The following is a 12,392-nucleotide window of genomic DNA, read 5'->3' as shown; positions in this document are numbered from 1 at the left end:
GCCTGGTGGGGTGGAGATGGTTATGCCGGGGGATAATGTTGAGCTTGGGGTTGAGTTGATCAAGCCGATCGCGATGGAGGAGGGTCTCCGGTTCGCGATCCGTGAGGGTGGTCGTACCGTTGGTGCGGGCGTCGTCACGGCGGTAACGAAGTAATCATGGCTGCTCCCCGAATCCGCATCAAACTCAAGGCGTTCGACCATCGGTCGCTGGATTCGTCAGCGACCAAGATCGTCGACACGGTCCGGCGCACCGGCGCCAAGGTTGCCGGCCCTGTGCCGCTGCCGACCCGAACCCGGCGCTTCTGCGTGCTCCGCGGCCCGTTCACCGACAAGGACAGCCGCGAGCACTTCGAGATCCGCACCCACAACCGGCTGATCGACATCAAGGCTCCCACGAAGAGCACCATCGACAGCCTCATGCACCTCGACCTCCCCACCGGGGTCGACATCGAGATAAAGACTGTCGGAGGACGTTAGACGTGAAAGGAATCCTGGGCACCAAGGTGGGCATGACCCAAGTCTGGCAGGGCGAGAAACTGATCCCGGTTACCGTCGTGCTGGCTGGGCCCTGTCCCGTGGTGCAGCGCAAGACCCCCGATAAGGACGGCTACAGCGCCGTGCAGCTCGGGTGGTCGGAGAAGTCGGAGAAGGCCACCAACAAACCGGAGGCCGGCCACTTCAAGAAGGCAGGGGTAGCTCCGCAGCGCCATCTCGTCGAGCTGCGCGACTACGACCCCGAAGGTGACGCCGTCACCGTCGAGATCTTCGAGGAGGGTCAGAAGGTCGACGTGACCGGAACCACCAAGGGCCGCGGCACCGCCGGCGTCATCAAACGCTGGGGCTTCGCCGGCATGCCCGCTACCCACGGCACCAAGAAGAAGCACCGCCACCCCGGCTCGATCGGTCAACGGAAGTTCCCCGGTCGCGTCTACAAGGGCAAGCGGATGGCCGGACACTACGGCGCTGAGACGGTGACCACAGTCGGGCTGGAGCTCGTCGAGATCCGCAAGGACGACAATCTGCTGCTCATCAAGGGCGCGCTGCCCGGACCGAACGGCTCCACCATCGTCATCAAGGAGTCGCGCAAGAGGAAGGTGGGCGGATGACCGTAACACTGGACGTCATCGGCAGTGGCCGCAAGGTGACGCTCGACCTGCCCGAGCCGAAGGAGTCGGTTCTTCACGAAGTCGTCGCCTGGCAGCTCTCCAAGCGGCGCCGTGGTACCGCTGCAACCAAGACGCGGGGCATGGTCAGGGGCTCCACCGCCAAGATCTACCCGCAGAAGGGCACCGGCCGGGCTCGTCACGGCAGCCGCAAGGCACCCATCTTCGTGGGCGGAGGAACCACCTTCGGTCCGCAGCCGAGGGACTACAGCTACGCCCTGCCGAAACGGGTTCGGCGGCTGGGCCTCCACATGGCCCTCGCCGACCGGGCGAACAGCGGCAAGCTGACCCTCGTCGAGTCGTTCGGAATCGAAGGCAAGACGAAGCAGTTCGTCGCCTGGGCCAAGGAGCACGGGTTCGACGGCAGTGAACGGGTGCTCCTCGTCTCCGACGACGAGCTGGCGCGCCGCGCCGCACGCAACCTGCCGTGGGTGAGCGTGTTGCAGCCCGCCGGCCTCAACGTCTACGACATCCTGCGTCACCAGCACGTGATCGCCGACGCCTCCGTGTTCGGACAGGGAGACGAGCAGTGAACGCGTTCGACATCATCATCGCTCCGGTGCTCTCGGAGAAGGCCGTGTCGGGCATCGAGAACAGCCGCTACACCTTCTTCGTGCACCCGCACGCCAACAGGACGCAGGTCAAGGAAGCCGTTCAGCAGGTCTTCGACGTCGACGTGGTGAAGATCAACCTCGTGAACGTGAAGGGCAAGACGAAGCGCATGGGTCGCTTCGAAGGCCGCGAGAAGAACCGCAAGAAGGCGATCGTCACGCTCAAGCCCGGGCAGCGTATCCAGCAGCTCGAAGGCCTTACCTGAGGGAGGGAAGATGCCTACCAGGAAATACCGCCCCTATACGCCCTCCCGGCGCTTCATGACGACGTCGGACTTCGGCGAGGTCACCAAGACCGAGCCGGAGAAGTCTCTGCTCGCCCCGATGAAGAAGAAGGGTGGCCGCAACAACCGTGGACGGGTCACCTCGAGGTTCCGGGGTGGCGGTCACAAGCGACGCTACCGGGTGATCGATTTCAAGCGTCGCGACAAGGAGGGCGTGCCCGCCAAGGTCGCCGGGATCGAGTACGACCCGAACCGCAGCGCCAACATCGCTCTCCTGCACTACCTCGATGGGGAGAAGCGCTACATCGTGGCGCCCGAGAAGCTCGAGGTAGGCAGCCGCATCGTCTCCGGTCCCGAGGCCGAGCCGGTCGTCGGCAACGCCATGCCGCTTCGCTTCATCCCGATCGGCGCGGTCGTGCACTCGGTCGAACTGGTCCCCGGACGCGGCGCGCAGTTGGCCAGGAGCGCCGGCACCTCGATCCAGATACAGGGTCGCGACGGGAACTACGTCACGCTGCGGCTCCCTTCGGGTGAGCTTCGCCGCGTGCACGGCGAGTGCTACGCGACCGTCGGTTCGGTGGGCAACGCCGAGCACAAGAACGTGGTCATCGGCAAGGCGGGCAGGACCCGCTGGCTCGGGCGCAAGCCTCACCAGCGCGGCCGCGCCATGAACCCGGTCGATCACCCGCACGGTGGCGGCGAGGGCCGCTCCACCAGCGGTCGTCCACCGGTCAGCCCCTGGGGCCAGCAGGCCAAGGGATACAAGACGCGCAACCGCCGCAAGACCAGCTCACGGTTCATAGTGCGGCGCCGGAAGGGGAAGTAGAGAATGGGTCGTAGCCTCAAGAAGGGCCCCTTCGTGGACGATCACCTGCTCGACAAGATCGACGCCGCCAATCAGGCCGGCGATCGCCGGGTCATCCGTACCTGGAGCCGCCGCAGCACGATCGTCCCCGAGATGGTGGGCCACACCATCGGCGTTTACAACGGGCGCCAGCACGTCCCTGTCTTCGTGCAGGAGAACATGGTGGGCCACAAACTGGGCGAGTTCGCGCCCACCCGCAACTTCCGCGGTCACAGCGGTTCACGGAAGGAGTAGGCGTGGAAGCGAAGGCCACCCTGAAGATGCTCCGCTCCACCCCGCGAAAGACGCGACTGGTGGCGGACCTGATCCGCGGCAAGGAGGTGCTCGAGGCCGAGAACATCCTCCGCTACACCGACAAGCGTGCCGCCAAGCCGATCCTCAAGCTGCTGCAGAGCGCCAAGGCGAACGCGGTGAACAACCACGACATGTTCGAGGACAGCCTCTTCGTCTCGAAGATCATGGTCGACGATGGTCCCACTCTGAAGCGGATCCTCCATCGTGCGCGCGGCCGTGCGGATCTCATGAGGAAGCGCACCTGCCACATCACGATCACATTGGAGGAACGACGTGGGTAACAAGATCAACCCCCGGGGCTTCCGCCTCGGTGTGAACAAGAGTCCGTCGGCCAACTGGTACGCCGATCCGAAGACCTACCCCAAGCTGCTGGGGGAGGACGAGAAGATCCGCAACGCCGTTCTCAAGGACGTGGGCCGGGCCGGAATCGCCCGGATCGACATCGACCGCGCGGCTCACAACATCAACGTGACCATCCACACCGCGAAGCCCGGCGTGGTCATAGGTCGTGGCGGCGAGTCGATCAAGGCGCTTCGTGCCAAGCTCGACAGCGAGATCGACGGCACCGTGGCGGTCAACGTCCAGGAAGTTCCCAACGCCAACGTCAACGCGGTGCTGGTAGCGCAGCGGATCGCCGAGCAGCTCGAGCGCCGCTTCGCCTTCCGGCGGGCGATGAAGCAGGCGGTGCAGCGCACCATGGAATCGGGCGCCAAGGGCGTGAAGATCCGCTGCTCGGGACGTCTCGGAGGATCGGAGCAGGCACGCCCCGAGTGGTATTCTGACGGGCGCGTTCCGCTGCAGACTCTGCGCGCGGACATCGACTACGGCACGGCTGAGGCCAACACCACCTACGGTGTCATCGGAGTCAAGGCGTGGGTGTTCCACGGCGAGATCGTCGGGGACCGCCAGCGCCGTGCTGCCGTCCTGCCCCGTCCGCCCAAGGACGACGAGCGCCGCAAGCGCCGCCGCCCCCAGGCGCGCCGACGCGACAGCCGTGAAGGCGGCGACCGTCGGCCGGGTCGTACCAGGGTCAAGAGGGAGAAGTAAGCATGCTGCTTCCCAAGAGGGTCAAATACCGCAAGCAGATGCGGGGCCGGATGACCGGCGACACCAAGGGCGGGGATTACCTCGCCTTCGGTGACTACGGTCTCGTCGCCATGGAGCCCGCCTGGATCAAGTCGAACCAGATCGAGGCGTGCCGCATCACGATGAGCCGGCACTTCCGCCGTGGAGGCAAGATCTACATCCGTATCTTCCCCGATAAGCCGGTGACCAAGAAGCCGCAGGAAGTCCGGATGGGTAAGGGCAAGGGCGCCGTCGAGTATTGGGTCTCGGTGGTCAAGCCGGGCCGGGTGCTGTTCGAGGTAGCCAACGTCACCGAGGAGCAGGCCAAGGAGGCGTTCCGCCTCGCCAGCCACAAGCTCCCCATCAAGGTCAAGATGGTCAAGCGCGAGGTCTACGATGAAGCCCAATGAGATCCGGAACCTCGCTCCCGACGAGATCCGGGCCGAGGTCGAGAAGAGACGCGAAGAACTCCTCGACCTGCGCTTCCAGGCTGCCGTCGGGCAGGCGTCGAACCCCCGTCGTATCCGCGTTGCGAAGCGTGAGATCGCGCAACTGCTGACGATCGCCAAGGAGAAAGAAGCCCGATGAAGAGGATCCTGCAGGGCCGCGTGGTTTCGGATGCGGCCGACAAGACAGTGAGCGTGCGCGTCGAACGGCGCTTCAAGCACCCGCTCTACGGCAAGGTCGTGAGCGTGTCGAAGAAGTACCTGGCGCACGACGAAGAGAACCAGTACGGCGTCGGCGACATCGTCGAGATCACCGCCGCCAGGCCCATCAGCAAGCGCAAGCGGTTCACCGTTACGCGTCTTGTGGAGAAGGCGAGAGGCTAGTCCGAGGTGATCCAGCAAGAGACATACCTCGATGTGGCCGACAACTCCGGCGCCCGGCGGATCCAGTGCATCCGCGTGCTGGGTACCGGCCAGCAGTTCGTCGGCAGCGTCGGCGACGTGATAGTGGCGGCCGTCAAGGACGCCATCCCGCGGGCCGACGTGAAGAAGGGCGACGTGGTCAAGGCCGTCATCGTCCGCACCAAGAAGGAGATCAACCGCAAGGACGGCTCCGCCATCCGCTTCGACTCGAACGCCGCGGTGATCATCAACAACCAGAACGAGCCGCGCGGCACGCGCGTGTTCGGCCCGGTGGCGCGTGAACTGCGCGAGAAGAAGTTCATGCGCATCGTCTCGCTGGCCCCGGAGGTGCTCTGATGCCTAGAGCCAGAACGAAGATGCGCATAAAGCGCAACGACCAGGTGCGGGTCATATCGGGTCCTCACAAGGGGTCCGAGGGGAAGGTCCTGGCCGTGTTCCCGGAGAAGAACCGGGTGCTCGTGGAGAACGTCAACGTGATCCGCAAGGCGCAGCGGCCCACCCAGGAGAACCCGCGCGGCGGTTACCGCGAGCAGGAGGTGCCCATCCACGCTTCGAACGTGATGGTCCTCGACCCGCAGAGCGGCGAGCCCACCCGCATCGGCATGAAGTTCCTGAACGACGGCCGCAAGGTCAGGGTCGCCCGCAAGAGCGGCGCGCAGCTCGACGAGTGAGTGTGAGCATGGAACAGGTGAACCTACCCATCAAGGAGCGCTACCAGCAGAGCATCGAACAGCTCTCGGAGCGCCACGGCTACCAGAACCCGATGGCCGTGCCGAAGCTCGAGAAGATCGTCATCAACATGGGCCTGGGCGAAGCCCGCGACGACTCGAAGGTCCTGGAGAAGGCGCAGAAGGAGCTCGCCCAGATCGCCCTTCAGCGCCCCGTCATCACCAAGGCGAAGAAGAGCGTCTCGAACTTCAAGGTCCGGACCGGAATGCCGATCGGGCTCAAGGTGACCCTGCGCGGCGTGCGCATGTGGGCGTTCCTCGACAAGCTCGTCAACATCGCCCTTCCCAGGGTGCGTGACTTCCGTGGCGTGCCTAGCGGCTCGTTCGACGGTCGAGGCAACTACAGCCTCGGCATCCGCGAGCAGCTGGTGTTCCCCGAGGTCTCGTACGATCAGTCCGACGCCGTGCGCGGCATGGACATCACTATCGTGACGACCGCCCGGACGGACGAAGAGGCACGAAGCCTGCTCGAGCTGCTCGGCATGCCGTTCAGGAAATAAGGAAAGGGATCGAATTGGCTACCAAGGCCCAGATCGCAAAGAGTAAGCGTGAAGCCAAGTTCTCCACGCGCTCCGTCAACCGCTGCCAGCGCTGCGGCCGTGCCCGCGGCTATCTCCGCGACTTCGGCCTCTGCCGCATCTGCATGCGTGAGCTCGCCCATGAGGGATACCTGCCGGGAGTGACCAAGTCGAGCTGGTAAGCAGCTATCGCCTCGGACACAAAACAGAGGAAAGCGTGAACACAAGAGAGATGTCGAAAACCAGAGGCAAAGGTCAGCGGGAGTCCGCTGATACCGGTCTCGCGAAAGTAGGCGAAGATGCATAGTGATCCGATCGCGGACATGCTCAACAGGATCCGTACCGCCGGGGCGATAGGCTCCGAGAGCGTAGACATACCCGCAAGCAAGTTCAAGCGGGCTCTCGCCGAACTCCTCGTTCGCGAAGGCTACCTCAAGTCGGTCGAGCAGGTCGATGTGGACGGCCACCCGGTCATCCGCGTGGGCCTCAAGTACGGCCCCAAGCGTGCACCGCTCATCAACTCCCTTACCCGCGTATCGCGTCCTGGACGGCGGGCGTACGCCAATGCCAAGCACGTGCCGGTGGTGCGCGGTGGTCTGGGCGTAGCCGTCCTGAGCACCTCGCAAGGTCTCATGGTCGACCGCGAGGCGCGCCGCAAGAACGTCGGCGGCGAAGTCATCTGCGAGGTCTGGTGATGTCTCGAGTCGGCAACTCCCCGATCCAGCTTCCCAAGGGCGTCGAAGTCAAGGTCGACGACGGCCTGGTGTCGGTGAAGGGTCCGAAGGGCCAGTTGCAGGTGCCTGTGAGCGAGCGCCTCACCGTCAAGCAGGAGGATGGCGTCGTCACCGTCGAGCGCCCCAGCGATCATCGCAACGACCGCGCCCATCACGGCCTCGCCCGCGCGCTGGTCGCAAACGCCGTGACCGGCGTGACCGAAGGCTTCGAGCGTCACCTCGAGATCCGCGGCGTGGGCTTCCGCTGCCAGATGAAGGGCAAGCAGCTCGAACTCAACGTCGGCTACTCGCACACCGTCACCATAGAGCCGCCCGAAGGCGTGACGATCGCCGCTCCCGAACCTACCCGGATCGTGGTCAGCGGCATCGACAAGCAGCTCGTCGGACAGGTGGCGGCGAACATCCGCGCCGTGAGGCCGCCCGACAGCTACCACGGCAAGGGCGTCCGCTACCAGGGCGAAGAGGTCCGTCTCAAGCCCGGCAAGGCCGCCGCGCGGTAATCGAGGAGTAAGGAATGAGAACACTCACTACCAAAGAGCGCCGCGCCTTCCGCACGCGGAGTCGGCTCGAGCGCCCGGTCGCGACCGGACGCCTGCGCCTCAGCGTGTTCCGCAGCGCCAAGTACATCTACGCCCAGCTCATCGACGATGAGAAGGGGATGACCGTTGCCGAGGCGAACTCCAAGAGCCTGGCGACCAGAGGCACCAAGATCGATCAGGCCCGCGCGGTCGGCAAGGCGCTGGCAGAACGGGCGATCGAGAAGGGCGTGAAGCGCGTTGTATTCGATCGCGGCGCCTATCGTTATCACGGCCGCGTCCAGGCTCTGGCCGAAGGCGCACGCGAGGGAGGCCTGGAGTTCTGATGGCTGACACCGATTTCGAAGACAAGGTAATCTTCATCCGCCGTACCGCCAAGACCTACAAGGGTGGCCGTCGCTTCCGCTTCGGCGCCATGGTGGTCATCGGCGACCGCAACGGCAGGGTCGGCATCGGTCTGGGCAAGGCCAAGGAAGTACCGCTGGCCGTCCAGAAGGGCCAGTACGTCGCCCGCCGCAATCTGATCGAGGTTCCGATCGAAGGCGCCGGCACCATCCCTCACGAGGTGCTGGGTTCCCACGGCACCTCTCGGGTCATGCTCAAGCCCGCCGGTCCCGGTACCGGCGTGATCGCAGGCACCGTTCCCCGTGCGATCGTCGAACTCGCGGGCTACCGCAACCTCCTCACCAAGGAGCTCGGTTCGCGCAACATGACCAACGTCTCCTACGCGGTGATCGACGGACTGAAGCAGCTCAAGACGTTCGAGGACGCCAAGCGCGAGCGGGAGATGGCCCAGTGAAGGTGACTCTCACTCGCTCTCAGATCGGCGTGCCGAAAGATCAGCGGGCGACCTTGCGGGGCCTCGGCCTGAAGAAGATCGGCGACACTCGCGAAGTGGCCGACACCCCCGACGTCCAGGGCATGGTCAGGAAGGTCGCCTACCTACTAACCATCGAAGCTTCCACCGTTGAAGGGCAGGGCAAATGAAGATCAACGACCTCAAACCCGCGCCCGGTTCGAAGAAATCGCGCCGCCGGGTAGGGCGCGGCCTGGGCAGCGGCCGCGGCAAGACCGCCGGCCGTGGCCAGAAAGGCCAGTCGAGCCGCAGCGGCTTCAGCCAGGGAGCCGGCTGGGAGGGCGGCCGCTCCCGACTCGTGATGCGGCTCCCGAAGCGCGGCTTCACCCGTGAGCGGGAAGAGTTCCAGCTGGTCAACCTCGAAGACCTGAGCGTCTTCGAGGAGGGCGCCACGGTGACTGCCGAGACGCTCGAGCAGCGGGGCCTGGTCCGCTACGCCAACAAGCCCGTCAAGCTTCTCGGCCGCGGTGAACTGGAGGTCTCGAAGCTTCAGGTGGACGTCGACGCGTTCAGCCGCAGCGCCGCCCAGGCCGTCATCGCAAGCGGCGGCACGGTGCGTGGCGCCGACGAACTCGGGGCCGGTGAGGCCGCACCGAAGAAGGGAAAGCAGGCCAAGGCCCAGTCGGCGGACGAGAAGCCCGGGAGCGCCCGCAAGCAGAACAGCGGATCGGCCGCGGCCGAAGGCGAAGCCGGCTCTAACAGCGCGGCGAAGGCGAGCGGCGCCGACGGCACCAAGGCGAGCGGCGCCAAGAAGGAGTCCAAGGCCAAGGCCGCGAAGAAGCCTGCCGAGGAAGAGACCCAGGGTGCGTCGGAGGATGGTAGCGGAGAGGAGCAGCAGTAATGCTTGCTGCCTTTCGCAACGCCCTGGTCATTCCCGACCTGCGTGCGAAGCTGCTGGTCACGATCGGCCTGCTTGCCGTGTACCGGCTGATGGTATTCATCCCCACGCCGGGGATCGACATCCAGGCGTTGCAATCGGGGAACTTCGGACAGGGTGACGTGTTCACCCTGCTCAACTTCATCTCGGGCGGCAACTTCGAGGTCTTCTCGATCGCTGCCCTCGGGGTGATCCCCTACATCACCGCCAGCATCATCATCCAGCTCCTCACTTCGACCTACAAACCGCTGGAGGACCTCGCCAAGCAGGGCGAGGAGGGCCGCCGCAAGATCACCCAGTACACGCGCTACGGCGCGACCGCGCTGGGGGCGATCCAGTCGCTCTTCCTCGCAATCGCGCTGCTGGGCCCCTCCGGGGCGCTCAGAGTGGGCTGGTCGAACGGGCCGTTCTTCTGGTTCGTGGTGATGGTCACCCAGGTTGCCGGCATCAGCGTCGTGATGTGGCTGGGCGAGAAGATCAGCGAGTACGGCATCGGCAACGGCATCTCACTGATCATCTACGCGGGCATCGTTGCCGCCTATCCGAACGCCCTCTCTCAGCAGTTCGCGTTGATCAGCCAGGGCGAGGGCAACGTCTTCGGCCTGGTGTTCTTCTTCATCCTCCTGATCGTCGCCATCGCCGGCATGGTGCTAGTGCAGCAGGCGGAGCGGAGGATCCCGGTCCAGTACGCTCGCAAGGTCGTCGGGCGCAAGGTGATGGGGGGCCAGAGTACCTACATCCCGCTCCGGCTCAACGCAGCGGGCGTCATCCCGATCATCTTCGCGGTGTCGATCCTGATCCTGCCCACGACCATCATCGGAGCGTTCCCTACGGTCGGCTGGCTGCAGGCCATCGGCGTCTGGTTCAACACCTCGCAGTGGCAGGGCCTTCTGACCAGCACGCTGCTTATCATGGCGTTCACCTACTTCTATACGCAGATCTCATTCGATCCCCGCAGGATCTCAGAGAACCTGCGTGAGTACGGCGGCTTCGTACCCGGGGTACGACCGGGTCAGCCGACCACCGATCACCTGACCCGCATCACCAGTCGCATCACACTCTGGGGGGCTCTCTTCCTGGGCGCGGTGAACGCACTGCCGCAAACCCTTGCATGGATCACCGGCACCGGCCAGCTCTCCTTCGTTTTCTCCGGCATCGGACTGCTGATCGTCGTAGGCGTCGCGCTCGACACCCTGCGGCAGCTCGAATCGCAGCTGATGATGCGGCACTACGAGGGCTTCGTGAGCAAGGGCCGGATCCGTGGCCGCGGGAGGCGCTTCTAGTGGACGCCCGGCCCGACTCCGAAGTCCTCCTGCTCATGGGACCGCCTGGAGCCGGCAAGGGTACTCAGGCGAACCGCCTGGCTCACGGCCGAGGGCTGGTGAAGCTGTCGACCGGCGACATGCTCCGCGAGCACGTGGAGCGTGGCACCGAGCTCGGGCAGCGAGCCAAGGGGATCATGGAAGCGGGCGATCTCGTGCCCGACGACCTCATCATCGCCATGGTGCGAGATGAACTCGAAGACGAGCAGAACGTCAGGGTGCTGCTCGACGGTTTCCCCCGCACCTCGGCCCAGGCCGCCGCGCTCGATGCGCTCCTGGCCGAGCTGGATACCTCGGTGACCGCCGCTGTAGCCCTCGAGGTGGACCAGGAGGAGTTGGTCAGGAGGCTCATGCGGCGTTCTCGGGACGAGGGGCGGTTCGACGACAATGAAGCCACCATCCGCAAACGGATGGAGGTCTACCGGAACGACACCCAACCGCTGCTCGACTACTACCGTGGTCAGGGCAAGCTGGTGGTAGTGGACGGTATGGGCTCGATGGACGACGTGACCGGACGGATCAACGAGGTACTGCATTGATCCTCAAGCGTCCAGCCGAGATCGACCAGATGGCAGAGGCCGCGGTTATCAACCGTGAGGCCCTCGAAGCGGTCGAGAAGCTGATCGCCCCGGGAGTGTCAACCGCCGAGTTGAACCAGGTTGCCGAAGATGCTATCCTCTCGCGTGGCGGAAAGCCCGCCTTCAAGGGCTATCGTGGCTTTCCGGCTACGCTCTGCACATCGGTGAACGACGTCGTGGTCCACGGTTTTCCGGACCGGCGTCCGCTTGCCGAAGGCGACATCGTTTCCGTCGATATCGGCACCTTCTACGGAGGCTTCGCTGCCGACATGGCGAAGACCTACGCGGTCGGCGAGATCTCGGCAGAAGCGCAGAAGTTGCTCGATGCCACCGAACGCTCGCTCCATGCGGGCATCGCGGCTGCGGTGGCAGGCAACAGGCTCGGCGACATCTCCGCGGCTATACAGAGCGTCGTCGAAGCCGAAGGTTTCTGGGTGGTGAGGGAGTTCGTGGGGCACGGCATCGGTCGTGAGTTCCACGAGGCGCCGGAGCTGCCCAACTACGGACGCGCAGGTACCGGTCCCGTGCTACGGCCCGGCCTCGTCCTGGCGATGGAACCGATGGTGACCGAGAGGCGCACCCGGGTTCGGATCCTGGAAGATGGCTGGACAGCACCCACCGCTGACGGGAGTCTTGCCGCGCACTTCGAGCACACCGTTGCGGTCACCGATGAGGGACCGCGGGTGTTGACTGCAAGCGATACGTTCGCGCTCAAGGGAGAATCAGCAGCTCCGGCGGGCGCGGCAGGAGGAGGCAAGCATGGCGCGTAGGAGATCTGGTCCGCCGAGGCCACGGACAAATCGCGCCGAGGAAACCACGCAGGACACCATCCGCACAGAGGGTGTGGTTCTCGAGGCTCGGCCGAATACCACGTTCCTGGTCCAGCTCGACGCGGGTCCGGAGATCCTCGCCCATGTGGGCGGCAAGATGAGGCGGCACTACATCCGGATCCTCCCGGGTGACCGCGTCGTCGTCGAAATCAGCACCTACGACCCGGAAAAGGGTCGGATCGTGTACCGAAAGTAGGAATGTGAGATGAAAGTTCGGGCATCAGTGAAACCGATGTGTGACAAGTGCAAGATCGTTCGGCGGCACGGCAAGGTGTTCGTGATCTGCTCGGTGAACCCGAAGCACAAGCAAAGGCAGGGCTGA

At 64.9% G+C, this 12,392-nt stretch carries 26 protein-coding genes and 1 pseudogene; all 27 read left to right on the top strand.

Going from position 1 to position 12,392, the window contains the following annotated elements; all coding sequences use genetic code 11:
- A partial coding sequence (tuf, locus tag VF168_03410; GenBank protein HEX7003215.1) for an elongation factor Tu occupies positions 1 to 154 on the top strand: 154 nt, incomplete at its 5' end.
- 2 nt (positions 155 to 156) lie between these two features.
- Positions 157 to 477, top strand: coding sequence for a 30S ribosomal protein S10 (gene rpsJ / locus VF168_03405; protein ID HEX7003214.1), 321 nt, complete (start codon positions 157 to 159; stop codon positions 475 to 477).
- Positions 478 to 479: 2 nt separating this feature from the next.
- Positions 480 to 1,106 carry a 50S ribosomal protein L3 gene (gene rplC, locus VF168_03400; protein HEX7003213.1) on the top strand — a complete coding sequence of 209 codons (627 nt, stop codon included), beginning with the start codon at positions 480 to 482 and terminating at the stop codon, positions 1,104 to 1,106.
- Positions 1,103 to 1,696, top strand: coding sequence for a 50S ribosomal protein L4 (gene rplD, locus VF168_03395; protein ID HEX7003212.1), 594 nt, complete (start codon positions 1,103 to 1,105; stop codon positions 1,694 to 1,696). The genes rplC and rplD overlap by 4 nt, the downstream gene beginning before the upstream one ends.
- A complete protein-coding gene (locus tag VF168_03390) occupies positions 1,693 to 1,980 on the top strand; it encodes a 50S ribosomal protein L23 (GenBank protein ID HEX7003211.1) in 288 nt (95 codons plus the stop codon). Before rplD ends, VF168_03390 begins: the two co-directional genes overlap by 4 nt.
- A gap of 10 nt (positions 1,981 to 1,990) precedes the next feature.
- On the top strand, positions 1,991 to 2,824 hold the full coding sequence (rplB, locus tag VF168_03385) for a 50S ribosomal protein L2 (protein HEX7003210.1): 834 nt from the start codon (positions 1,991 to 1,993) through the stop codon (positions 2,822 to 2,824).
- Positions 2,825 to 2,827: 3 nt separating this feature from the next.
- Positions 2,828 to 3,097 carry a 30S ribosomal protein S19 gene (rpsS, locus tag VF168_03380; GenBank protein HEX7003209.1) on the top strand — a complete coding sequence of 90 codons (270 nt, stop codon included), beginning with the start codon at positions 2,828 to 2,830 and terminating at the stop codon, positions 3,095 to 3,097.
- Between the two features lie 26 nt (positions 3,098 to 3,123).
- On the top strand, positions 3,124 to 3,438 hold the full coding sequence (rplV, locus tag VF168_03375; protein HEX7003208.1) for a 50S ribosomal protein L22: 315 nt from the start codon (positions 3,124 to 3,126) through the stop codon (positions 3,436 to 3,438).
- Positions 3,431 to 4,066, top strand: a pseudogene (gene rpsC / locus VF168_03370) (30S ribosomal protein S3). The gene rplV and the pseudogene rpsC overlap by 8 nt, the downstream one beginning before the upstream one ends.
- Before the next feature lie 140 nt (positions 4,067 to 4,206).
- Complete coding sequence (rplP, locus tag VF168_03365; protein HEX7003207.1) at positions 4,207 to 4,632, top strand: 50S ribosomal protein L16; 426 nt, start codon at positions 4,207 to 4,209, stop codon at positions 4,630 to 4,632.
- Positions 4,619 to 4,810: a 50S ribosomal protein L29 gene (rpmC, locus tag VF168_03360; GenBank protein ID HEX7003206.1), complete on the top strand. Its 192-nt coding sequence runs from the start codon at positions 4,619 to 4,621 to the stop codon at positions 4,808 to 4,810. Before rplP ends, rpmC begins: the two co-directional genes overlap by 14 nt.
- Positions 4,807 to 5,052, top strand: coding sequence for a 30S ribosomal protein S17 (gene rpsQ, locus VF168_03355; GenBank protein ID HEX7003205.1), 246 nt, complete (start codon positions 4,807 to 4,809; stop codon positions 5,050 to 5,052). The genes rpmC and rpsQ overlap by 4 nt, the downstream gene beginning before the upstream one ends.
- Before the next feature lie 6 nt (positions 5,053 to 5,058).
- Positions 5,059 to 5,427 carry a 50S ribosomal protein L14 gene (gene rplN, locus VF168_03350; GenBank protein HEX7003204.1) on the top strand — a complete coding sequence of 123 codons (369 nt, stop codon included), beginning with the start codon at positions 5,059 to 5,061 and terminating at the stop codon, positions 5,425 to 5,427.
- Between the two features lie 20 nt (positions 5,428 to 5,447).
- The gene (gene rplX / locus VF168_03345) at positions 5,448 to 5,762 is read left to right on the top strand and encodes a 50S ribosomal protein L24 (protein HEX7003203.1); all 315 of its coding nucleotides are present in this window, start codon (positions 5,448 to 5,450) and stop codon (positions 5,760 to 5,762) included.
- 17 nt (positions 5,763 to 5,779) lie between these two features.
- Positions 5,780 to 6,319, top strand: coding sequence for a 50S ribosomal protein L5 (gene rplE, locus VF168_03340; protein HEX7003202.1), 540 nt, complete (start codon positions 5,780 to 5,782; stop codon positions 6,317 to 6,319).
- Between the two features lie 14 nt (positions 6,320 to 6,333).
- Positions 6,334 to 6,519 (top strand): type Z 30S ribosomal protein S14, encoded by a 186-nt coding sequence (locus VF168_03335; protein ID HEX7003201.1) that lies wholly within the window; start codon positions 6,334 to 6,336, stop codon positions 6,517 to 6,519.
- Between the two features lie 117 nt (positions 6,520 to 6,636).
- Positions 6,637 to 7,032, top strand: coding sequence for a 30S ribosomal protein S8 (rpsH, locus tag VF168_03330; GenBank protein HEX7003200.1), 396 nt, complete (start codon positions 6,637 to 6,639; stop codon positions 7,030 to 7,032).
- Positions 7,032 to 7,571, top strand: coding sequence for a 50S ribosomal protein L6 (gene rplF, locus VF168_03325; protein ID HEX7003199.1), 540 nt, complete (start codon positions 7,032 to 7,034; stop codon positions 7,569 to 7,571). The genes rpsH and rplF overlap by 1 nt, the downstream gene beginning before the upstream one ends.
- Before the next feature lie 14 nt (positions 7,572 to 7,585).
- Positions 7,586 to 7,933: a 50S ribosomal protein L18 gene (rplR, locus tag VF168_03320; GenBank protein ID HEX7003198.1), complete on the top strand. Its 348-nt coding sequence runs from the start codon at positions 7,586 to 7,588 to the stop codon at positions 7,931 to 7,933.
- Positions 7,933 to 8,406: a 30S ribosomal protein S5 gene (rpsE, locus tag VF168_03315; protein ID HEX7003197.1), complete on the top strand. Its 474-nt coding sequence runs from the start codon at positions 7,933 to 7,935 to the stop codon at positions 8,404 to 8,406. Before rplR ends, rpsE begins: the two co-directional genes overlap by 1 nt.
- 2 nt (positions 8,407 to 8,408) lie before the next feature.
- Entirely contained in the window at positions 8,409 to 8,594 is a 186-nt protein-coding gene (gene rpmD / locus VF168_03310) for a 50S ribosomal protein L30 (protein HEX7003196.1), read from the top strand.
- Complete coding sequence (gene rplO / locus VF168_03305) at positions 8,591 to 9,304, top strand: 50S ribosomal protein L15 (protein ID HEX7003195.1); 714 nt, start codon at positions 8,591 to 8,593, stop codon at positions 9,302 to 9,304. Before rpmD ends, rplO begins: the two co-directional genes overlap by 4 nt.
- A complete protein-coding gene (gene secY / locus VF168_03300) occupies positions 9,304 to 10,623 on the top strand; it encodes a preprotein translocase subunit SecY (protein HEX7003194.1) in 1,320 nt (439 codons plus the stop codon). The genes rplO and secY overlap by 1 nt, the downstream gene beginning before the upstream one ends.
- A complete protein-coding gene (locus tag VF168_03295) occupies positions 10,623 to 11,201 on the top strand; it encodes an adenylate kinase (GenBank protein ID HEX7003193.1) in 579 nt (192 codons plus the stop codon). Before secY ends, VF168_03295 begins: the two co-directional genes overlap by 1 nt.
- Positions 11,198 to 12,010 carry a type I methionyl aminopeptidase gene (gene map / locus VF168_03290; protein HEX7003192.1) on the top strand — a complete coding sequence of 271 codons (813 nt, stop codon included), beginning with the start codon at positions 11,198 to 11,200 and terminating at the stop codon, positions 12,008 to 12,010. The genes VF168_03295 and map overlap by 4 nt, the downstream gene beginning before the upstream one ends.
- On the top strand, positions 12,000 to 12,266 hold the full coding sequence (gene infA / locus VF168_03285) for a translation initiation factor IF-1 (protein HEX7003191.1): 267 nt from the start codon (positions 12,000 to 12,002) through the stop codon (positions 12,264 to 12,266). Before map ends, infA begins: the two co-directional genes overlap by 11 nt.
- 9 nt (positions 12,267 to 12,275) lie before the next feature.
- Positions 12,276 to 12,392, top strand: coding sequence for a 50S ribosomal protein L36 (gene rpmJ / locus VF168_03280; protein HEX7003190.1), 117 nt, complete (start codon positions 12,276 to 12,278; stop codon positions 12,390 to 12,392).

The organism is Trueperaceae bacterium (genome assembly GCA_036381595.1).
Lineage (GTDB): Bacteria > Deinococcota > Deinococci > Deinococcales > Trueperaceae > DASVCN01.
Note: the sequence above shows the minus strand (reverse complement) of the source record. Positions and strands in the feature narration are given on the sequence as shown.